The sequence below is a fragment of the Rhodococcus sp. ACS1 genome (assembly GCF_002300155.1).
Lineage (GTDB): Bacteria > Actinomycetota > Actinomycetes > Mycobacteriales > Mycobacteriaceae > Rhodococcus_F > Rhodococcus_F koreensis.
In genome coordinates this window covers 485,032-506,726 of the sequence record NZ_NSDZ01000001.1, presented here as the reverse complement: position 1 = coordinate 506,726, position 21,695 = coordinate 485,032, and the positions used below count along the sequence as shown (strand labels likewise).

General features: G+C 69.3%; 18 protein-coding genes. 7 read left to right on the top strand and 11 right to left on the bottom strand.

The genetic code is table 11. The features are described from left to right. Positions 1-10: 10 nt before the first annotated feature. The 5 genes from gap (at position 11) to ppc (ending at position 6,212) form a co-directional block, all read left to right on the top strand. Positions 11-1,030: a type I glyceraldehyde-3-phosphate dehydrogenase gene (gap, locus tag CJ179_RS02370; protein WP_015890630.1), complete on the top strand. Its 1,020-nt coding sequence runs from the start codon at positions 11-13 to the stop codon at positions 1,028-1,030. A gap of 19 nt (positions 1,031-1,049) precedes the next feature. Beyond that, on the top strand, positions 1,050-2,261 hold the full coding sequence (pgk, locus tag CJ179_RS02365) for a phosphoglycerate kinase (RefSeq protein WP_072942111.1): 1,212 nt from the start codon (positions 1,050-1,052) through the stop codon (positions 2,259-2,261). Positions 2,262-2,264: 3 nt separating this feature from the next. Continuing rightward, positions 2,265-3,050 (top strand): triose-phosphate isomerase, encoded by a 786-nt coding sequence (gene tpiA, locus CJ179_RS02360; RefSeq protein WP_072942109.1) that lies wholly within the window; start codon positions 2,265-2,267, stop codon positions 3,048-3,050. A 125-nt stretch (positions 3,051-3,175) separates the two neighbouring features. After that, a complete protein-coding gene (gene secG / locus CJ179_RS02355) occupies positions 3,176-3,409 on the top strand; it encodes a preprotein translocase subunit SecG (protein WP_072942108.1) in 234 nt (77 codons plus the stop codon). Between the two features lie 46 nt (positions 3,410-3,455). Further along, positions 3,456-6,212 (top strand): phosphoenolpyruvate carboxylase, encoded by a 2,757-nt coding sequence (gene ppc, locus CJ179_RS02350; RefSeq protein WP_095860619.1) that lies wholly within the window; start codon positions 3,456-3,458, stop codon positions 6,210-6,212. A 351-nt stretch (positions 6,213-6,563) separates the two neighbouring features. Here the strand turns inward: ppc and pgl are convergent, their stop codons facing one another. From pgl to tkt, 5 genes are read right to left on the bottom strand one after another with little or no spacing between them, the layout of a single operon-like run. Continuing rightward, positions 6,564-7,307, bottom strand: coding sequence for a 6-phosphogluconolactonase (pgl, locus tag CJ179_RS02340; protein WP_095860617.1), 744 nt, complete (start codon positions 7,305-7,307; stop codon positions 6,564-6,566). Further along, positions 7,300-8,211, bottom strand: coding sequence for a glucose-6-phosphate dehydrogenase assembly protein OpcA (gene opcA, locus CJ179_RS02335; RefSeq protein ID WP_072942102.1), 912 nt, complete (start codon positions 8,209-8,211; stop codon positions 7,300-7,302). Before opcA ends, pgl begins: the two co-directional genes overlap by 8 nt. Then, positions 8,212-9,756 (bottom strand): glucose-6-phosphate dehydrogenase, encoded by a 1,545-nt coding sequence (zwf, locus tag CJ179_RS02330; protein ID WP_072942100.1) that lies wholly within the window; start codon positions 9,754-9,756, stop codon positions 8,212-8,214. A gap of 3 nt (positions 9,757-9,759) precedes the next feature. After that, the gene (gene tal / locus CJ179_RS02325) at positions 9,760-10,884 is read right to left on the bottom strand and encodes a transaldolase (RefSeq protein WP_095860616.1); all 1,125 of its coding nucleotides are present in this window, start codon (positions 10,882-10,884) and stop codon (positions 9,760-9,762) included. Positions 10,885-10,890: 6 nt separating this feature from the next. Beyond that, entirely contained in the window at positions 10,891-12,999 is a 2,109-nt protein-coding gene (gene tkt / locus CJ179_RS02320) for a transketolase (protein ID WP_072942097.1), read from the bottom strand. Positions 13,000-13,216: 217 nt separating this feature from the next. On the opposite strand from tkt, the gene CJ179_RS02315 reads away from it, so the two are divergent. After that, on the top strand, positions 13,217-14,200 hold the full coding sequence (locus CJ179_RS02315; RefSeq protein WP_072942445.1) for a heme o synthase: 984 nt from the start codon (positions 13,217-13,219) through the stop codon (positions 14,198-14,200). A gap of 13 nt (positions 14,201-14,213) precedes the next feature. Here the strand turns inward: CJ179_RS02315 and CJ179_RS02310 are convergent, their stop codons facing one another. Continuing rightward, positions 14,214-15,179 (bottom strand): quinone oxidoreductase, encoded by a 966-nt coding sequence (locus CJ179_RS02310; protein ID WP_095860615.1) that lies wholly within the window; start codon positions 15,177-15,179, stop codon positions 14,214-14,216. Positions 15,180-15,258: 79 nt separating this feature from the next. Here CJ179_RS02310 and CJ179_RS02305 point away from each other — a divergent pair, with 79 nt between their 5' ends. Next, positions 15,259-15,624 carry a hypothetical protein gene (locus CJ179_RS02305; protein ID WP_072942093.1) on the top strand — a complete coding sequence of 122 codons (366 nt, stop codon included), beginning with the start codon at positions 15,259-15,261 and terminating at the stop codon, positions 15,622-15,624. Here CJ179_RS02305 and CJ179_RS02300 read toward each other — a convergent pair. The 5 genes from CJ179_RS02300 to mptB form a co-directional block, all read right to left on the bottom strand. Then, entirely contained in the window at positions 15,621-16,583 is a 963-nt protein-coding gene (locus CJ179_RS02300) for a heme A synthase (RefSeq protein ID WP_095860614.1), read from the bottom strand. The two genes, CJ179_RS02305 and CJ179_RS02300, sit on opposite strands and share 4 nt — an antisense overlap. Before the next feature lie 69 nt (positions 16,584-16,652). After that, positions 16,653-18,089, bottom strand: coding sequence for a hypothetical protein (locus CJ179_RS02295; RefSeq protein WP_095860613.1), 1,437 nt, complete (start codon positions 18,087-18,089; stop codon positions 16,653-16,655). Further along, on the bottom strand, positions 18,086-18,886 hold the full coding sequence (locus tag CJ179_RS02290) for an ABC transporter permease (RefSeq protein WP_072942088.1): 801 nt from the start codon (positions 18,884-18,886) through the stop codon (positions 18,086-18,088). Before CJ179_RS02290 ends, CJ179_RS02295 begins: the two co-directional genes overlap by 4 nt. After that, positions 18,883-19,827: an ABC transporter ATP-binding protein gene (locus CJ179_RS02285; protein WP_072942087.1), complete on the bottom strand. Its 945-nt coding sequence runs from the start codon at positions 19,825-19,827 to the stop codon at positions 18,883-18,885. The genes CJ179_RS02290 and CJ179_RS02285 overlap by 4 nt, the downstream gene beginning before the upstream one ends. Before the next feature lie 6 nt (positions 19,828-19,833). After that, on the bottom strand, positions 19,834-21,618 hold the full coding sequence (gene mptB / locus CJ179_RS02280; RefSeq protein WP_072942085.1) for a polyprenol phosphomannose-dependent alpha 1,6 mannosyltransferase MptB: 1,785 nt from the start codon (positions 21,616-21,618) through the stop codon (positions 19,834-19,836). Between the last annotated feature and the right edge of the window lie 77 nt (positions 21,619-21,695).

Genomic DNA, 21,695 nt, shown 5'->3' with positions numbered 1-21,695 from the left:
GGAGCAGATTGTGACTGTCCGGGTAGGCGTAAACGGTTTCGGCCGTATCGGGCGTAACTTCTTCAGGGCGGTGGATGCGCAGAAGGCGCTCGGAACCACCGACATCGAGATTGTGGCGGTCAACGACCTCACGGACAACGCTTCGCTGGCGCATCTCCTGAAGTACGACTCCATCCTTGGTCGTCTCCCGCACGACGTCTCGCTCGAGGGTGAAGACACCATCGTCGTCGGAAGCCAGAAGATCAAGGCGCTCGCCATCAAGGAAGGCCCCGCGGCGCTTCCCTGGGGCGACCTGGGCGTCGACGTCGTCGTCGAGTCCACCGGCATCTTCACCGACGCAGCCAAGGCGAAGGGCCACCTCGAGGCCGGCGCCAAGAAGGTCATCATCTCCGCCCCGGCCAAGGGCGAGGACATCACCATCGTGATGGGCGTCAACGACGACAAGTACGACGGCAGCCAGAACATCATCTCCAACGCCTCCTGCACCACGAACTGCCTCGGTCCCATCGCCAAGGTGCTCGACGACGAGTTCGGTATCGTCAAGGGCCTCATGACGACGGTCCACGCGTACACCCAGGACCAGAACCTGCAGGACGGCCCGCACAGCGACCTGCGTCGCGCCCGCGCCGCCGCGCTGAACGTGGTCCCCACCGGAACCGGTGCCGCCAAGGCCATCGGCCTGGTCCTCCCGCAGCTGCTCGGCAAGCTGGACGGCTACGCGCTGCGCGTCCCGATCCCCACGGGTTCGGTCACCGACCTCACCGCGAACCTGCGGAAGTCGGCCAGCGTCGAGGACATCAACGCCGCGATGAAGGCTGCCGCCGAGGGACCGCTCAAGGGCATCCTGAAGTACACGGACGCCCCGATCGTGTCGTCCGACATCGTCACCGACCCGCACAGCTCGATCTTCGACTCCGGCCTCACCAAGGTCATCGAGGATCAGGCCAAGATCGTGTCCTGGTACGACAACGAGTGGGGTTACTCCAACCGTCTGGCCGACCTCATCGGTCTCGTCGCCAAGTCTCTCTGAGCGAAGGTCCGGTATAACAGTGGCAGTTCAGACTCTCGACGATCTGCTGAACGCTGGGGTCGAAGGGCGTGCCGTGCTGGTGCGCTCCGACCTCAACGTTCCGCTCGACGGTGACCGGATCACAGATCCCGGGCGCATCCTCGCTTCCGCGCCGACGCTGAAGGCGTTGGCGGAGGCGGGCGCCAAGGTCATCGTCACCGCCCATCTGGGTCGCCCCAAGGGCGAACCCGACCCGCAGTACTCCCTCGCACCGGTGGCGGTGAAGCTCGCCGAGGTGCTGGGGCGCAACGTCCAGCTCGCCGGCGACGTCGTCGGCCAGGACGCGCTGGCACGCGCGGAGGGACTCACCGACGGCGACGTCCTCCTGCTGGAGAACATCCGCTTCGACCCGCGGGAGACCAGCAAGGACGAGGCCGAGCGGACGAAGCTCGCCAAGGCTCTGGTCGAACTGGTCGGCGACGACGGTGCGTTTGTGTCCGACGGGTTCGGTGTCGTGCACCGCGCGCAGGCGTCGGTGTACGAGGTCGCGAAGCTGCTCCCGCACTACGCGGGCAAGCTCGTCGACGCCGAGATCGAGGTGCTCGGCAAGCTCACCGAGGAGCCCGAGCGGCCGTACGCGGTCGTGCTCGGTGGATCCAAGGTGTCGGACAAGCTCGCGGTGATCGAGGCGCTGGCCCCCAAGGTCGACACCCTCGTCATCGGCGGCGGCATGTACTACACGTTCCTCGCGGCGCAGGGCGTCTCGGTCGGCAACTCGCTGTGCGAGGAATCGATGATCGACACGTGCAAGGCGCTGCTCGAGCAGTACGCCGACGTAATCCACATCCCGCAGGACGTGGTCATCGCCGATTCGTTCTCGGCCGACGCCGAATCGAAGATCGTCTCGGTGCTCGAGATCCCGGACGGCTGGATGGGACTCGACATCGGACCGCAGTCGGTTCGCCGGTTCGCGGCGATCCTGACCAGCGCGAAGACCGTGTTCTGGAACGGCCCGATGGGTGTGTTCGAGTTCGAGAAGTTCGCCGCGGGCACCAAGGGTGTCGCCGAGGCGATCATCGAGGCCACCGGCAAGGGCGCGTACAGCGTCGTCGGTGGCGGTGACTCCGCCGCGGCGGTGCGCCAGCTCGGTCTGCCCGAGGACGGGTTCTCGCACATCTCCACCGGTGGCGGCGCCTCCCTCGAGTACCTCGAGGGCAAGGAACTCCCCGGCATCGCAGTTCTGGAGGGCTGAGGCATGGCACGGAAGCCGCTGATCGCCGGCAACTGGAAGATGAATCTGAACCACCTCGAGGCCATCGCGCTGGTACAGAAGATCGCCTTCTCGCTCCCGGCGAAGTACTTCGACAAGGTCGACGTGACGGTGATCCCGCCGTTCACCGACATCCGCAGCGTGCAGACCCTCGTCGAGGGCGACAAGCTCCTGCTCACCTACGGTGCGCAGGACGTGTCGGCCCAGGATTCGGGCGCGTACACCGGCGAGATCAGCGGATCCATGCTGGCCAAGCTGGGCTGCACGTTCGTCGTCGTCGGGCACTCGGAGCGCCGGACCCTGCACGGTGAGGACAACGACACCGTGCTGGCCAAGACCAAGGCCGCGCTGAAGAACGGGCTCACCCCGATCGTCTGCATCGGTGAGGGCCTCGATATCCGCGAGGCAGGCGAGCACGTGGCCTACAACGTCGAGCAGTTGCGGGGCTCCCTCGCCGGACTGTCCGCCGAGGACGTCGCCAAGGTCGTCATCGCGTACGAGCCGGTGTGGGCCATCGGCACCGGCCGGGTGGCCAGTGCCGCGGACGCGCAGGAAGTCTGCGCCGCGATCCGCGCCACGCTCGGCGAGCTGGCCTCGCCGGACGTCGCGTCCGGTGTCCGTGTTCTGTACGGCGGCAGCGTCAACGCGAAGAACGTCGGCGAGATCGTCGGTCAGACGGATGTGGACGGCGCCCTCGTGGGCGGCGCGTCACTGAAGGCCGACGAGTTCGCCACCCTGTCGGCGATCGCCGCGGGCGGACCTCTGCCGTAAGGCGCCTTCGGCGCTCGTGCGCCTTTCCGGCAGCGGTGGGTACCGGAAAGGCGCACGGGCGCGGAGCGCCTGTAGGGTGTACGAGGTCGTAGTTGTTCCTACTGGATGGGTGGACGTAGACAGACATGGAACTGTTCCTGGATATCTTGCTGGTGATCACCAGCTTGCTGCTGATTCTGCTGGTGCTGCTGCACCGCGGTAAGGGCGGCGGTCTGTCCAGCCTGTTCGGCGGCGGCGTCCAGTCCAGCCTGTCCGGTTCCACCGTGGTCGAGAAGAACCTCGACCGGCTCACCATCTTCACCGGTCTGATCTGGTTCATCGCCATCATCGGTATCGGTCTGGAGATCAAGTTCGGCTGATCCGCTTCATCATGCAGAGGGGCCGTCACCGGTCGATACTGGATGCATGATCGAAACCCCACGTGAGGCCACTGAACCACTCCGCGAAGACATTCGGCTCCTGGGCGGCATCCTCGGTCAGATAGTGCGGGAGCAGGCCGGAGACGGCGTCTTCGACCTCGTCGAGAAGGCCAGGGTCGAATCGTTCCGGGTTCGTCGTTCCGAGATCGACCGCGCCGATCTGGCCGACATGTTCACCGAGGTGTCCACGAGCGACGCCATTCCCGTCATCCGGGCCTTCAGCCACTTCGCCCTGCTGGCCAACCTCGCCGAGGACAACCACCGCGAACGCCGGCGCGCCGTCCACGTCGCCGCCGGTGAACCCGCGCCCGACAGCACCCTGACCGCCACGTTCGCCAAGCTCGACGCCGCTCATCTGGGCAGCGACGTCGTCGCGGACGCGTTGCGCGGGGCGCTCGTGTCGCCGGTCATCACCGCGCATCCCACCGAGACCCGTCGCCGCACGGTGTTCGAGACCCAGACGCGGATCACCGAACTGATGCGGTACCGCGAACGCACCGCCCTGACCGAATCCGAGACGGCGGACGTCGACGTCCGGTTGCGGCGGCAGATCCTCACCCTGTGGCAGACCGCGCTGATTCGGTTGTCGCGGTTGCGGATCCAGGACGAGATCGAGGTCGGGCTGCGGTACTACGACGCGGCGCTGTTCGAGGTCGTCCCGAAGATCAACGCCGAACTGCGCAGTGCCCTGCAGTCGCGGTGGCCGGACGCCGATCTGGGCCGGGAACCGATCCTGCGTCCCGGATCGTGGATCGGCGGGGACCGCGACGGCAATCCCTACGTCACCGCCGAGGTGGTCCGTCAGGCCACGACCCAGGCCGCGGCCACCGCGCTCGAGCATCATCTCGGGCAACTCGAGACACTCGAGCGGGAACTGTCCATGTCGGCCCGTCTCGTCACCGTGACGCCCGCCCTCGACCTCCTGGCCGCGGCGTCCCAGGACGATTCACCGTTCCGCGCCGACGAGCCGTACCGGCGCGCGGTGCGGGGCATCCGGGGGCGGCTCACGGCCACGGCGCACCGCATCCTCGGGGCGGCGCCGGATCACGGGCTCGACCTCGGGCTCGCACCCTACGACACGCCGCGGCAGATGCTCGGCGAACTCGACGTCGTCGACGACTCCCTGCGGCGCGGCGGCGACGGCACGATCGCCGACGACGGACTGGCGACGTTGCGGGACTCGGTGGAGGTGTTCGGTTTCCACCTCTCCGGCCTCGACATGCGGCAGAACTCGGACGTGCACGAGACCGTCGTCGCCGAACTGCTGGCGTGGGCGGGGGTGCACGCCGACTACTCGTCGCTGTCCGAGGACGAGCGGGTGGAATTGCTGTCGGCGGAACTGTCCACCCGGCGCCCCCTGACCACGGCGAATGCCGAGTTCAGCGAACTGACGGCGAAGGAACTCGCCATTCTCCAGGCCGGCGCCGACGCGGTGCGGACCCTCGGTGCGGGCGCGGTGCCCAACTACATCATCAGCATGTGCACCTCCGTCAGCGACATGCTCGAGGCTGCGGTCCTGCTGAAGGAGGTCGGCATCCTCGATCCCGGGTCGGGGGAGGCGCCGTCCTGCCCGGTGGGCATCGTGCCGCTGTTCGAGACGATCGAAGACCTGCAGCAGGGCGCCGCCACCCTCGAGGCCACCCTGGAGGTCCCGATCTACCGGGCCCTGGTGTCGGTGCGCGGCGACGCCCAGGAAGTGATGCTCGGGTACTCCGACTCCAACAAGGACGGCGGCTACCTGGCGGCCAACTGGGCGCTGTACCGCGCCGAGCTCGACCTGGTCGATGCGGCCCGCAAGACGGGAATCCGGTTGCGGCTCTTCCACGGTCGCGGCGGCACCGTGGGCCGCGGCGGCGGACCCAGCTACGAGGCGATCCTCGCGCAGCCGCCCGGCGCGGTGGCCGGATCGCTGCGGATCACCGAACAGGGCGAGGTGATCGCCGCCAAGTACGCGGAACCCCGCCTCGCGCAACGCAATCTCGAAACGCTGCTCGCCGCTACCCTCGAGGCCACCCTGCTCGATGTCGAGGGCCTCGGCGACGACGCCGAACCGGCGTACCGCATCCTCGACGAACTCGCCGCGCTGGCCCGCCGCGCCTACGGCGAATTGGTGCACGAGACACCCGGATTCGTGGAGTACTTCGAGATGTCGACGCCGGTCGCGGAGATCGGGGCGCTCAACATCGGCAGCCGTCCGGCCTCCCGCAAGCAGACCACGTCCATCTCCGACCTGCGGGCCATCCCGTGGGTGCTGTCGTGGAGTCAGTCCCGGGTCATGCTGCCCGGGTGGTACGGCACCGGCGCCGCGTTCGAGGAATGGACGCAGGGCGACCCCGAACGGGTGGCGATGCTGTCCCGCCTCTACGAGACGTGGCCGTTCTTCCGGACCGTACTGTCGAACCTGGCGATGGTGATGTCGAAGTCCGACATGGGTCTCGCCGCCCGCTACGCGGAACTCGTCCCCGACGAGGAACTGCGGCGACGGGTGTTCGGCAAGATCGCCGAGGAGCACGAGCGGACCATCCGGATGTACAAGGCCGTGACCGGGAACGACACGCTGTTCGCGGACAATCCCGGTCTGGAGCGGTCGGTGCACAACCGGTTCCCGTACCTCGAGCCGCTCAACCACCTACAGGTGGAACTGCTGCGCCGCTACCGGGCCGGGGACGACAGTGATCAGACGCGCCGCGGCATCCAGCTCACGATGAACGGGCTGGCGACCGCACTGCGCAACAGCGGGTAGCGAGGGCGGTTCCCGCGCCCCGCGAGAAAGTGCATGAACTTTCTTCCGGGGCGGGGGAACCGAACCGTCCGTCCCTGCGTCAAAACGGGAAAGAGCACAACGTTTCCGAGACGAAGTGGGGCGACGGATGAGGCGATGCGCGGGTGACCCGGTCTATTGGCGCGGCGGAATCGGGCGGCGGGGGACGCGGACGGCGAGCCCGCGTCGGGCCGGCCGGATCGTCACCGAATGCCGGGTCACCCGGACACCCGTCGAACGGGACCCCCGGTCGCCCGCCGGGTTACCGGCGGACGACGACGAGGACACCGTCGGATGAGAGCCTCAGTTCGGCGAGGGTCAGTTCGGCGAGGGTCAGTTCGGCAGCCGGGACGCGGCCGACGTGTCGAGCAGCCACCGGGTGGCCGAGAGTCCGCGCGCCCCGGACGCCGGGATCTCGACGGGCGGTGCGCCCGCGATCGCCGCGGCCACGGCCTCGGCCTTGGCGTCACCGGACACGACGAGCCACACCTCGTCGGCGTGCCGGACGGCGGGCAGGGTCAGCGTGACCCGCACCGGCGGCGGCTTGGGGGAGTCCGTCACCGCGACGACGAACCGGTGCTCCTCGCGGACCGCGTCGGTGTCGGGGAACAGCGAATTGACGTGTCCCTCACCGCCCATGCCGAGCAGGTGGACGTCGAAGACCGGGACCTGCCTGCCGTCGGCGTGCGCCCCGAGCACCTGTGCGTACGCGACGGCGGCCGCCTCCGGGTCGTTCTCGTAGATCCCGTCCGCGACGGGCATGGTGTGCACGCGGTCGGGATCGACGTCGACGTGGTCGAGCAGCGCGGCCCGCGCCTGCACGTCGTTGCGCTCCGGATCGCCGGCGGGCAGGAAACGCTCGTCACCCCAGAAGATGTCGATCGCGCGCCAGTCGATGTCGCCCGGGTTCTCCCGGACCTTCTCGAGCAACCCGATCCCGGTGCCGCCGCCGGTGAGGACCACCGACGCCGACCCGCGGTCCTTCTGGGCGGCGACGACGGTGGCGACGAACCGCTCCGCGGCCTTCGTCACCAGCGTGGCGGTGTCGGGGTGCACTTCTACGTGGATGTCACTCATACGTCACCTTCGTCAGCCCGGCGAGTGCGGCCTCGTAGGCCTCGTCGGGGTCCAGTCTGCGGAGTTCTTCGGCCAGGCAGTCGCGGGTCTCCCGCCTGCCCAGCGCCACCAGCGCATCCGGTTTGCCGGTCCGCGACAACGTCGCGGTGGTGCCGGTCTGCGGGCGGCTGATGGTCAGCGTGCCGCCGTCCGCGAACTCGAGGGTCACGAACAGCGGTCCGACCCTGCGGCTGACGGGCGCATCGAGACGGCCCGCCAGCCATCCGGCGATCATGTCGACGGCGGGCTCGTCCACGAGCCCCGACACCACTGCCGATTCGATGCGCGAGTGCGGTGGCTGGTCGACGGCCGAGGTGATGAGCCCCCTCCACATCGTGATGCGGCTCCACGCCAGATCCGTGTCTCCGGACGTGTAGGAGGCGAGGCGGCCCTTGATCTCGGCGGCGGGATCCGCACGGTCCGTGGCGTCGGTGATGCGCCGGATCGCGAGCTTCCCGACCGGATCCTTCGCGGGGACGGCGGGAGCGGTCTCGGGCCACCAGACGACGACCGGGGTGTCGGGGAGCAGGAACGGCACGACCACGCTGCTCTCGTGGTCGGCGAGTTCGCCGAACAGGCGGAGCACCACCACCTCCGAGGCGCCGGCGTCACCACCGACCCTGATCTGGGCGTCCAGCCGGGGCTCGGCGTCGCGGGAACCGCGGGCGACGACGATGACACGGCAGGGATGCTCCCGGCTCGCCTCGTTGGCGGCGTCGATGATGTCCTCGGAGTTCTCGCTGTCCCGGGTGCACACCACCAGGGTGAGAACCCGTCCCAGCGTCACCGCCCCGCCGGTCTTCCGGAGCTCCACCAGCTTCTTGTTGACCTGGCCGGTGGTGGTCGAGGGGATGTCGATGATCATCTACGGCCTTCTCCATTCGCGACCGGTGCGGTGCATCATTTCGTCCGCGGACGGGGGACCCCACGTGCCTGCCTCGTACGGTTCCGGTTTGCCCTCCGCGGCCCAGGCGGCGAGCGCCGGATCGAGGATCTCCCAAGACAATTCGACCTCGGCGTTGACGGGGAACAGGGAAGGTTCACCGAGCAGCATGTCGAGGATGAGGCGTTCGTACGCCTCGGGGGACGATTCGGTGAACGCCTGACCGTAGCTGAAGTCCATGTTGACGTCGCGGACCTCCATGCTCGATCCCGGGACCTTGGATCCGAAGCGCATCGTCACACCCTCGTCCGGCTGCACCCGGATGACGAGCGCGTTCTGCCCGAGTTCCTCGGTCATCGTCCGATCGAACGGCAGGTGCGGCGCGCGCTTGAAGATCACGGCGATCTCGGTGACCCGGCGGCCGAGCCGCTTCCCGGTGCGGAGGTAGAACGGCACACCCGCCCAGCGGCGGGTGTCGACCTCGAGGGTGATGGCGGCGAATGTCTCCGTGGTGGAGTCCTGCGAGAAGCCGTCCTCCTCCAGCAGACCGACCACCCGGGTGCCGCCCTGCCAGCCGCCCGCGTACTGGCCACGCGCGGTGGTCTCGTCGAGCGGCTGCGCGAGTGTGGTGGCGGAGAGCACCTTGATCTTCTCCGCCTGCAACTCCGACGGTTCGAAGCTGATCGGCTCCTCCATCGCGGTGAACGCGAGGAGTTGCAGCAGGTGATTCTGGATGACGTCGCGCGCCGCCCCGATGCCGTCGTAGTACCCGGCCCGGCCACCGAGACCGATGTCCTCGGCCATGGTGATCTGCACGTGATCCACGTAGTGGGCGTTCCAGATCGGATCGAACAACTGGTTGGCGAAGCGCAGCGCCAGGATGTTCTGAACGGTTTCCTTGCCGAGGTAGTGGTCGATCCGGAAGACGGTGTCCTCGGGGAAGACCTCGTTGACGACCGCGTTGAGCTCACGTGCGCTCGCGAGGTCGTGACCGAACGGCTTCTCGATGACCACCCGGCGCCACTGGCTGTCGTTCGACCGGGCGAGGCCGGCCTCGGACAGCTGCTTGAGGACCACCGGGAACGCGTCCGGCGGAATCGCGAGATAGAACCCGTGATTGCCGCCGGTCCCGCGTTCGCGTTCGAGCGTGGCGAGGGTGCTCGCCAGTTCCTGGAAGGACGCCGGGTCGTCGAAGCTGCCCTTGACGAAACGCAGGCCCTCCGACAGCCGCTCCCACACGTCCTCCCGGAACGGGGTCCGGGAATGGTCGCGCACGGCATCGTGGACGATCTTGCCGAAATCCTCGTCCGACCAATCCCTGCGGGCGAACCCGACGAGAGCGAACCCGGGCGGCAGAAGACCACGATTGGCCAGATCGTAGATGGCGGGCATCAACTTGCGCCGGGCCAGGTCGCCGGTGACACCGAAGATCACCAGCGCACACGGCCCGGCGATGCGTGGTAGGCGCTTGTCCCTACTGTCGCGAAGTGGATTGACCCAATCGTCTGACGCTGCGGGCTCGCTCACGTATCAGCTCTTCTGCCCTGCTGCGCGCAGCTGCTCCGCGGTGGCCTCCAGGAGTTCGTTCCAGGACACCTCGAACTTGTCGACGCCCTCGTCCTCGAGCACCTTGAACACGTCGGGCAGGTCGATGCCGACGGCGGTGAGCTGGTCGAAGATCTCCTGCGAGGCGACCGCGGTGCCGGAGACGGTGTCGCCCGCGACCTCGCCGTGGTCGGCGAACGCGTCGAGGGTCTTCTCCGGCATCGTGTTCACGGTGTTCGGGGCGACCAGGTCGGCGACGTACAGGGTGTCCGGGTAGTCGGGGTTCTTGACTCCCGTCGACGCCCACAATGCGCGCTGCGGGCGGGCACCGGCCGCGAGCAGACCCTGGAACCGCGGCTGCACCTCGAAGACCTGCTGGTACGCGGCGTACGCGAGGCGGGCGTTCGCGACGCCGGCCTTGCCACGCAGCGCGAGGGCGTCGGGGGTGCCGATCTTGTCGAGCCGCTTGTCGATCTCTGTGTCGACGCGGGAGACGAAGAACGAGGCCACCGAATGGATGCGGGAGACGTCGTGGCCGGCGGCCTTCGCGGCCTCGAGGCCGTCCAGGTAGGCGCCCATGACGAGTTCGTAGCGTTCCACCGAGAAGATCAGCGTGACGTTGACGCTGATGCCCTCACCGAGCACCTTGGCGATCGCCGGGATCCCCGCCTCGGTGGCCGGGATCTTGATGAACAGGTTCGGGCGGTCGACGATCTTCCACAGTTCGACGGCCTGCGCGACGGTCTTGTCGGCGTCGTGGGCCAGGCGCGGGTCGACCTCGATGGACACCCGGCCGTCGACGCCGTGGCTCGCCTCGAACTGCGGGGCGAGGACGTCGCAGGCGGCGCGGACGTCGTCGGTGGTCACCGTGCGGATGGTGGCCTCGACGTCGGCGCCGCGCTCGGCGAGTTCGCGGACCTGTGCGTCGTAGACGTGGCCCTTGCTGAGCGCGGCCTGGAAGATCGACGGGTTGGTGGTGACACCGACGATTCTCTTGGTCGCGATGAGCTCGGCGAGGTTGCCGGACTCGATGCGGTCACGGGAGAGGTCGTCGAGCCACACCGAGACGCCGGCTTCGGAGAGCTTCTGGAGGTTGGGGTTCTGAGTCATGGCGTTCTATCCCTTCACGCGTGCGAGCGAGCGCTGTGCGGCGGCGGTGACGGCTTCGGCGGTGAAGCCGAACTCGCGGAACAGGGTCTTGTGGTCGGCGGAGGCGCCGAAATGCTCGATGGAGATGATTTCGCCTGCGTCACCGACGAAGCGGTACCACGGCATCGAGATGCCGGCCTCGACGGCGACCCGCGCCTTGACGGTCGGGGGCAGCACGCCGTCGCGGTAGGCCTGGTCCTGGGCGTCGAACCACTCGACGCAGGGCATGGACACGACCCGGGTGGGGATGCCCTCGGCCTCGAGCGCCTCGCGGGCGGCGACGGCCAGCTGCAGCTCGGAGCCGGTGCCGATGAGCACGACCTCTGGTGCCCCGGCGGACGCGTCGGCGAGGACGTAACCGCCGCGGGAGACACCCTCGTAGCTGGTGCCCTCGAGGACCGGCAGGTCCTGGCGGGTCAGGGCGAGACCGGCGGGAGCGCGGGTGGCCTCGTCGGCGCCCTTCTCGAGAACGGCGCGCCACGCGTGCGCGGTCTCGTTGGCGTCGCCGGGCCGCACGACGTACAGGCCGGGGATGGCGCGCAGCGCCGCGAGGTGCTCGATCGGCTGGTGGGTGGGACCGTCCTCGCCGAGTCCGATGGAGTCGTGCGTCCACACGTAGGTGACCGCGGTCTTCATGATCGCGGCCAGCCGGACGGCGGGACGCATGTAGTCGCTGAAGACGAGGAACGTGCCGCCGTAGGGGCGGGTCGGACCGTGCAGGGCGATGCCGTTGAGGATCGAGCCCATGGCGTGCTCGCGGACACCGAAGTGCAGGGTGCGACCGTAGGGTTCCGCGTTCCACATGCTGGTGGAAATGGACTTGGGACCGAACGAGTCGGCGCCCTTGATGGTGGTGTTGTTGCTCTCCGCGAGGTCGGCGGAGCCGCCCCACAGCTCGGGCAGCACCGGTCCGACGGCGTTCAGGACGGCGGCGGACGCCTTCCGGGTGGCGAGACCCTTCGCGTCGGGCTCCCACGTCGGCAGCACGTCGGCCCAGCCGGCGGGCAGGTCGCGTCCGATCAGGCGGTCGAGGAGTTTCTTGCCCTCCGGGGCGCGCTGCGCCCACTCGTCGTACTGGGCCTGCCATTCCTTGTGCGCCTGCGCACCGCGCTCGACGACCTTGCGGGTGTGCGCGATGACCTCGTCGGCAACCTCGAACGTCTTGTCCGGATCGAAACCGAGCGCCTTCTTGACGGCGGCGACCTCGTCGGCGCCCAGGGCGGCGCCGTGCGCTGCGCCCGTGTTCATCTTGTTCGGTGCCGGGTAGCCGATGATCGTCCGGAGCAGGACCAGCGACGGCTTGTCGGTGACCTCGCGGGCCTTGTTCAGGGCCTCCTCGATGGCGACGACGTTCTCGCCACCCTCGACGATCTGCACGTGCCAGCCGTACGCCTCGTAGCGGGCGGCGGTGTCCTCGGACAGCGCGATGGCGGTGTCGTCCTCGATGGAGATCTTGTTGTCGTCGTAGATCAGCGTCAGGTTGCCGAGCTGCTGCACACCGGCGATGGACGACGCCTCGGAGGTGACGCCTTCCTCGATGTCGCCGTCGGAGGCGATCACGTAGATGTGGTGATCGAACGGGCTGTCGCCGAGCGCGGGCTCGGGATCGAACAGGCCGCGCTCACGGCGGGCGGCCATGGCCATGCCGACGGCGGAGGCCAGACCCTGACCCAGCGGCCCGGTGGTGATCTCGACGCCGCGGGTGTGGCCGTGCTCGGGGTGGCCGGGGGTCTTCGAGCCCCAGGTGCGCAGTGCTTCCAGGTCTTCGAGTTCCAGCCCGTAACCGGCGAGGTACAGCTGAATGTAGAGGGTGAGGCTGGAGTGTCCACAGGACAGCACGAACCGGTCGCGGCCGATCCAGTCGGCGTCGGTGGGGTCGTGACGCATGACGCGCTGGAACAGGGTGTAGGCGAGGGGGGCCAGGCTCATGGCCGTGCCGGGGTGGCCGTTGCCCACCTTCTGCACTGCATCGGCGGCGAGCACCCGGATGGTGTCGACGGCCTTGGTGTCCAGTTCGGTCCAGTCGGCGGGATGAACCGGTTGCGTGAGGACGTGGATGTCGTCTGTGATCGACACGGGCAGAAGTCTCCTGACATGGGTGAACGTGGAGCCTGAGGATGCGTGGGCCTCTTGTGCGACTCCAGCCTAGTGCGCGGTCGTATCCGGGTCGATTCGGTTCGCGCATTACGGCGGTCTACCATCGTTTGTAGTAGAACGGCCGGCCGTCGCGAAGGACTTCGGGAGCAGGCACCGGCATTCGGATGTGGAATTACGCGTGGTGCGAGGAGAGAACGTGCGGACAGGGCATCAGCCGAGCGGACACGGCTTCGGCAGCCCCAGCCCCGCCCCCCGCGCGACCGGCACCGACACGGTGCTGGGTCGCGTCACGGGCAAGGTCCTGGCCTACATCGCGTTGACCAAGCCGCGGGTGATCGAACTGCTGCTGGTCGCGACCATCCCGGCGATGCTGCTGGCCGACCGCGGCAACGTCGACATCCTGCTGATCCTCAGCACGCTGTTCGGCGGATGGATGGGTGCGGCGAGCGCAAACTCCCTCAACTGCGTCGTCGACGCCGACATCGACAAGGTCATGAAGCGCACCGCGCGGCGGCCGCTGGCCCGCGACGCGGTTCCGACGTCGCACGCGTTCGTGTTCGGCATGACCCTCGGGGTCGCGTCGTTCCTGTGGTTGTGGTGGCGGGCGAACCTGCTCGCCGGGTGTCTGGTCGTCCTGACAATCGCGTTCTACGTGCTCGTGTACACGATGGTGCTCAAGCGCCGGACCTGGCAGAACGTCGTCTGGGGCGGCGCCGCGGGCTGCATGCCCGTCATGGTCGGCTGGTCGGCGGTCACCGGATCGCTGAGCTGGCAGCCCATCGTGCTGTTCCTGGTCATCTTCTTCTGGACGCCGCCGCACACCTGGGCGCTCGCGATGCGCTACAAGGAGGACTACAAGGCGGCCGGTGTCCCGATGCTGCCGGTGATCGCCACGGAGGAGCACGTCACCAAGCAGATCCTGCTGTACAGCTGGGCGATGGTGATCACGTCGCTGGTGCTCGTCCCCGCCGCCGGAGTCGTGTACGCGGCCGTGACCCTCGTCGCCGGCGCCTGGTTCCTGCTCATGGCCCATCAGCTGTACCGCAGCGTGCGAGGCGGAGCAGCGGTGAAGCCGCTCCGCCTGTTCCTGCAGTCCAACAACTACCTGGCCATCGTCTTCGTCGGGCTCGCCGTCGACTCCGTGCTGGGACTGCAGACCGTCGGCAGCCTGCTGAGCTGACCCCCGCTTCGCCTCAGGGCACCAGCACGATCGATCCCGTCGTCGCCCGCGCCTCGAGGTCGCGGTGCGCCTCCTCCGCCCGCTCGAGCGGGTACTCCGCTCCCACCCGGACCGTGAGTGCACCGTCGGCGAGGGCGGCGAACACGTCTCCCGCCCGCCACGTCAGTTCCTCCCGGTTGCGGACGTGGTGCGCGAGCGTCGGCCGGGTGAGGAACAGCGAACCTGCCGGGTTCAGTCGCTGCGGATCGAACGGCGGCACCGGCCCGCTCGCCGCACCGAACAGCGCGACCGTTCCCCGGATCCGCACCGACGCGAGACTGGCCTCGAACGTGGACGCGCCGACACCGTCGTACGCGGCTGCGACGCCCTCGCCGTCGGTCAGTTCCCGCACCCGGGCCGCGATGTCGTCGTCGTAGCGCAGCACCTCGTGGGCTCCGGCGTCACGGGACAGCTGCTCCTTCGCGTCGGAGGACACCGTGGTGATCACCCGGGCGCCCAGCGTCGTCGCCATCTGGGTGAGGATCAGACCGACTCCGCCCGCCCCGGCGTGGACGAGGACGGTGTCGCCGGACTGTATTGGGTACGTGGAGTGGGCCAGGTAGTGGGCGGTCATGCCCTGCAGCAGCGCAGAGGCGGCCTGCGGGGCGGGCACGGAGTCGGGGACGGCGATCGCGGCCGCCGCGGGCACGGCCACCTTCTCCGCGTAGCTGCCGGGAGCGGCGCACCAGGCCACCCGGTCGCCGGGCGCGAAATCCGCAACATCGCCGCCGACGGCCTCCACGACGCCGGAGCCCTCGTCGCCGGGAACGTAGGGCAGCGGCCGCGGATACAGCCCCGTCCGGAAGTACGTGTCGATGAAGTTGATGCCGATCGCGTCGGTGCGAACGAGCAGATCCGTCGCTCCGATCTCGGGTTCGGGAACCTCTACCGGTTCGAGGACGTCGGGACCACCGAGACGGGAAACCTGTATAGCGCGCATGGTTTCAGTTCTACACGGCGCGGCCCGCCGCACGGAGCCTGGCGGACACAGCACGACTACCGCCCAGTATTCTCGGACCATGAGTACCGACACCCATGCGGAACAGGCCCCCTCGAGCCCGGCGCCTTCGCTGCCGTCCCACACGGTCGACGCGATCAAGAAGTTCGTCGCCGAGCACGGCGGTTCGGCCAGCGCCGTCATCCAGCCCATCGGGCTCGCCGGCGTCCGGATCACCCTCGTCGGAGCCGACGGCATCCTCGGTGACCAGGTCGTCGAGGATCTCGCCACCGCGAACGCCGTCGTCGCCTCGCTCGACGCCGTCACCGTCTCGGAGTGGGACCGCGCGATCACCAGCATCGTCACGCCCCGCAAGGGTCACATCCAGAAGATGGCCGGCTGGGTCGCGCGGCAGACCCGGTTCCCGAAGGCCCGCAACGAGCGCTAGACGCTCGCGGTGTCGGGCTGCGTGACGTACTCGCGGGTGCGTCCCGCGGCCCACACCGCCGCGGTGGCCGCGGTGCACAGCCCGGCCCCCGCGACGTGGAACGCCACCAGGGCGGCGGGAACGTCCGTGAAGAACTGGACCAGCCCGATCAGCGCCTGCGCCACCACCAGCGCGAGCAGAACCTGCACCCGGACCTTCACCGCGCGGCCGGCGCCGACGGCGTACAGACCGAAGCACAGGCCGACCAGCAACGCCAGATAACCCACGAGCAGTTGCGCATGCAGGTGCACGAGCGTGACGATTTCCACCTCGAGGCGGGGAACCACGCGGTCGAGACTCTTGTCTCCCGCGTGCGGTCCCGCACCCGTGACCAGCGTTCCGGCGGCGAGGACCCCGGCCAGCGCGACCGCCGACAGCGCGGTGAGCCAGCGCAGCGGTGCCGGGATCACGTCGATCGCCGGGGCGTCGTCCGGTTCGCAGATCTTCGCGTACATCACGGTCGCCAGCCACACCATCGCCATCGATGCGAGCAGGTGCACCGCGACCGTCCACCACAGCAGTCCGGTGAGCACCGTGATACCGCCGATGACGGCCTGCACGACGGTGCCGAGAGGCATCATCCACGCGTAGACGAGGACCTCTTTGCGGCGGCGCGCGCGGGTGACCGCGAGGACGATCAGGGCCGCGGCCACGACGACGACGAACGTCAGCAGCCGGTTGCCGAATTCGACCGCCTGGTGGACGACGGCGACCTCGCCGTGCCCGACCGGCACGAAGCTGCCGGGGAAGCACTGCGGCCACGTGGGGCAGCCGAGGCCGGAGGCCGTCACCCGGACGACGGCCCCGGTGACGGCGATGCCGCCCTGCGTGAGGATCACCGCGAACGCGATGACACGCTGCACGGTCAGCGACGGAAGGGGGAGACGGTCTACCAGGCTCAGAAACCCGCGATACAGCACGGCATCGATGGTAGAGGGCGGTCAACTACAGCGTGTCGTTGGGCCGGTGGCGGCGCAGCCGACTTCGTGCTACTCGCCGCGAATGCGCAGGATGCCGGTCACCGTGCCCTGCCAGAAGTCGCCGGTATCGGTGACAAGTCCGGACATCTGCAGGGTGTCGTTGACGGCGGTGCCGGGGAGTGGGCTGGTGTGCTCGACGGAGCCGTCGGACGGGTCGATCACCGCGAACGCGAAACCGTCCAGGGGTGTCGTGACGTCGAACCCCTGGCGGATCACGGTGTACAGCAGGCCGTCGCCGGTCGACAGGTGCGGGACCGCGGCGCTGCGGACGTCGTTGCTCCACACCTGGTGGCAGCCGATCGGGTCGATGTCCACCCGCGTCATGCCGCCGGTGAAGGGCGCGTTCGTCGGAACGGCCGGTCCCGCCCCGTCCGGCACGGTGGGATACGGGTAGCCGTACGTCCCGGCGACGTACACCGAGTTGCCGATGCCGATCGGCGAGTTCTCGCTGCCGCCCGGGTTGCCGAGCACCGGGAGGGTGCAGATCTCGTCGCCGGAATCGGCGCGGAAGACCCGGAGATTCACCTGCGGGTCGGCGTTGTCGACGATCGCGACGAAATCGCTGCCGGTGGACGGTCCGAAGTAGGTGGGGGTGGAGCCCGTGCCGTGGCTCAGCTGCCCCGGCTTACGGTCCGGTCCGCGGTCGTACTCGCGGCGCCAATCCAGACGGACCTCGCCGTCGCGGAGCGCGAACTGGTACAGGGCGTGCGTGGTCGCGACCGCGGTGCCTGCCGGCGAGGTGGAGATGCTGTTCTGCACCTGCTCGCCCGCGGCCAGCGGCAGGGTGTGCGCGACACCGCCGCGATCCACGGCTCCGACGACACCGCCGCCCGTCGCGAACCAGACGTTGCCCTGCCAGTCCGGAGTCAGCCCGGTCACGTTGTCGCCCTGGGGAACACTGCCGGACAGATCGACGTGCGAGTCGACGGTGATCCGCCACTGGCCTGCGGGGTCCTTCGAATGTCCGAGGCGCAGCAGCTGACGGTTGCCGTCGACGACGACCAGGCGGTTGTCGTTGTCGAGGAACGCGTACACGCCACCGAGCAGGCTGCCCTTCGCCAGCGCGAACGTGGCGAGCGAGCCGCCGAACGGCGCCGCCGGGGCCGCGGGGTCGATCAGGTGCACGGTGGGAACCTGGCCGGCCACCGACGTGCACAGGGCGACGACGAGCCGGTCGGAACCCTGCAGGAGGGTCGGGCACGCGGACACGAGCGGGTACGCGGACAGCGTGACGGGGCCGGTGCCAGGACCGGGCAGCGGCGTCACGTCGGTGGACCCCGCGTCGCCGTGCATCGTGGACGTGCCCGCGGGTCCGAGGAACGGATTCGGCGACGCCGGCGGACCCCACTGCGGTGCGGCGCCCGCGGGCAGCGCGCCACCCCAGAGAACGGCGAGCAGAACAGCGAGAACGGTGCCCGCGCGGCGGGCCGTGAGTCGACGGATCACGTGAATCGGAACGTCCTTGCGGCCAGGGCCCCCGCGGCCGCGCCCCAGACGGCGAGGACCACGACGCTGAGCACGTCCACCGAACCCGACAGTGCGGCGTCCAGCGCGTGCGCGAGCGCTCCGGACGGAATCAGCCGGGCCCCGGTGTGGAGGAGCCAGGGGAGGTCGCCGGTGGCGAACACCACACTGCCGACACCGACCATCACGAACCACAGGATGTTGGCGAGGGCGAGGACGATGTCGGCGCGGAGGGTGCCGCCGAGCAGCAGGCCCATCGCCGCGAACGTCACGGTGCCCAGCGCGATGATCACGGCGCCGAGGACGAGTCCCCACGCACTCGGACGCCAGCCGAGAGCCAGCCCGATCACGCCGAGGAGGACGGATTGCAGGGCGACGACGATGACCACCGCGGCGCTCTTCCCGGCGATGATTCCCCACTTGGGCAGGGGAGTCGCGCCGAGCCGTTTGAGGGCACCGTACCGGCGGTCGAACCCGACCGCGATCGCCTGCCCGGTGAACGCGGTGGACATCACGGCCACCATCATCACGGCGGGCACCACCTTGTCGACGCGCGACGTTCCGAGGTCGCCGATGGGCAGCAGGCACAGCCCGATCAGCAGCGTGATCGGGATGAACATCGTCAGGAGCAGCTGTTCGCCGTTACGCAGGAGCAGTTTCAGCTCGAGCGCGGTCTGCGCCCGCAGCATGACCGCCGCGCCGCTCGGGCGGGGATCGGGGGTGAACGTGCCGGGGGCGAAACGATTCTCCGTCAGACGGTCACTGGTGCTCATCGTCATCCCCTCAGTTCCCGGCCGGTGAGTTCGAGGAAGACGTCCTCGAGGCTGCGCTGGTCGACGCGGATGTCGCTGATCAGGGCGTCCAGATCGGCGCACCACGACGCGACGGAGGCCACCACCTTCGGGTCGATCGGCCCCTCGACGAGGTAGGTCCCCGGTCCGGACTCGGCCACCCGGAAGCCGTCGGGGAGGGTCCGTGCGAGCGGTCCGGTGTCGAGACCGGCGGGCGCGGTGAGCCGCAACTGGCCTTCGGCGCCGCGGCTGGTGACCTCGGCGGGCGTTCCGGCAGCGACGATCGACCCGTGATCGATGATGACGAGCCGGTCCGCGAGTTCCTCGGCCTCGTCCATCAGATGCGTCGTCAGCAGCACGCTGACGCCGTCGCGGCGCAGCGCGTCGATCAGTTCCCACACCAGCAGGCGGGCCTGGGCGTCGAGCCCGGCGGTGGGTTCGTCGAGGAAGACCAGTTCGGGGCGGCCGACCAGCGCGCAGGCCAGGGAAAGGCGTTGCTGCTGCCCGCCGGACAGCCGGCGGTACGGGGTGCGACGCGCCTCCTCGAGGCCGAGGCTGCGCAGCAACCAGTCGGGGTCGAGGGGGTCGGCGGAGTAGGCGGCGACCAGGTCGAGCATCTCGCCGGCGCGGGAACCGGGGTACGCGCCGCCGCCCTGCAGCATCACACCGATCCGGGCCCGGACGGCGCCGGCATCGGCGATGGGGTCGAGTCCGAGGACGCGCACGGTGCCGCTGTCGGGGCGGACGAAACCCTCACACATTTCGACGGTGGTGGTCTTACCCGCGCCGTTGGGACCGAGCAACGCCACGACCTGTGCCGGTTCGACGGTGAGATCGAGCCCGTCGACGGCCCTCACACCGTCGAAGGTCTTCACCACGCCTTCCAGGCGTACAGCAGGTTGCGCCGATCCGGGCGTTCGCGAGGTCACGGGGAATCAGCGTAAGCCCTGGCCGGGTGTGACCCGGCCGGTGCCCCGGCTTTCCGCGCCGGCGTCGTCCCGGGGCGGATCCTGCGGTTCCGGCACGGCCTGTTGCTGCCCCGGACCGACCCGCCACGGCAGGCGGTTGCGGGTGATCACGATCAGCGTTCCCGCCGTGAAGATGGTGGCGATGGCGGCCTGGACGATGACGAAGGGCTGGTACTCGCCGCCGTTCGGCATCAGGATGACGCTGACGATGGACGAGAAGACGATCGCGGGGACCCGGAACGCGGGTGCGGTGGCCCAGGCGGCGAGCGGCAGGACCGCCCACAGCAGATACCAGGGCTGCACCACGGGGAACAGCAGGACGACCGCGCCGAGGGACAGTCCGAGCGCGCCGACCGCGTGGATGCGGCCGACGAGGGTGGCGACGAGCATCCGGAGTGTGATGAACGCCGCAGCGACGGCGGCGATCGGCCGGGTCAGGCTCAGCACCGCCGTCGTGTGATCGCCGAGGCCCAGCAGAACCCCGGCCAGTCCGGTGCCCAGCCCGAGGAGCGTGGGAATCGACATCCAGCTGCGGACCGCGTTCGCCGTGCCGAGCGTGTGCACCCAGCCGATGCCGAGCCCGCTGGACGTGCTGATGACGAGGGTGACCACCAGGGCCACCCCGCCGAGCAGTGCGGCCGCGGTGAGCACCGCTTTCGGGGTTCCGCCCCATCGCCTGGCCAGCGCCATCCCGACGAATCCCAGCGCGAGCAGGGAGGGGATCTTGATCGTCGACGACAGGGCGATGAGCGCCGCCCCCGACAGCAGTAGGAGAAGGGACTGCCCGCGGATCGGATCCGCCCGTTCGACGGCCCGCAGCGCCAGTTCGATCCCGGCCAGCATGAGGCCGAGCATCAGCGCCTCGTTGTGGATCCCGGCGACCAGGTGGAACAGCAACAGGGGGTTGGCGGCGCCCAGCCAGAGGGCGCTGACCTCGGCGACGCCGCAGCGGCGCGCCAGGCGGGGGAGCGCCCACACGATCATCGCCACACCGGCGAGCGCGAGCAGCCGGTGCAGGAAGATTCCCGCGACGATGTTCTCGCCGGTCAGCCAGCTGATCCCGCGCCCCATCCAGAGGAACAGTGGGCCGTACGGCGCCGGTGTGTCCCGCCAGATCGTCGGCACGGTGCGGGTCAGGACGTGATCGACGCCGAGAGCGCCCGCGGGACCGATGGCGTAGGGGTCGAGCCCGCGGGCTGCGATCTCGCTCTGCGCGAGGTACGAGTACACGTCCTTGCTGAACATCGGCGGCGCGACGGACAGCGGAATGATCCACAGCAACAGGGTGCGGTCGAGCTGGGACCGGTTGAGGCGGCGCACGGCCCCCGACTGCAGACTGCCGATCGCGAACCGTCCGAGCAGCAGCCACGCGAGCACGATCATCACCGTGCCGGTCATGGCGAGGGTCAGCGCGACGCTGGGGATCCGGGCGGGAAGTCCGATGATGCGCAGCCCTTGGACGGGGTTTTGCAGTACCGGCTGGGCGCCGGCGCCCAGTGCGCCCACCGCCATCAGGACGGCGCCGGTCGCGCCGAACCGGCGGATGCCGCGGAGCTGCGCGGTCTCCTGCCCGTTCAGGCCTGCGGTCTCCGGTTCGTCGCCGTGCAGCGCGGCCGCCACCGACGAGCGGGGGGAGGGTCCGTCGATGCCCAGCGCCCGCCGGACGAGCTCGGCCGGATGTCGGAGAGCGGCACGAGCCGTCAAGGTCGGCTCCGCGCGGGTCGGCTCCGGGTTCTCGGGGGTCTGCGGCACACAGGCAGCGTAGCGGTGCGCCGAACACGGCCGGTTCGGCCAGTATTCCCGCGCCCGGGCGGCACATAATCACAGGT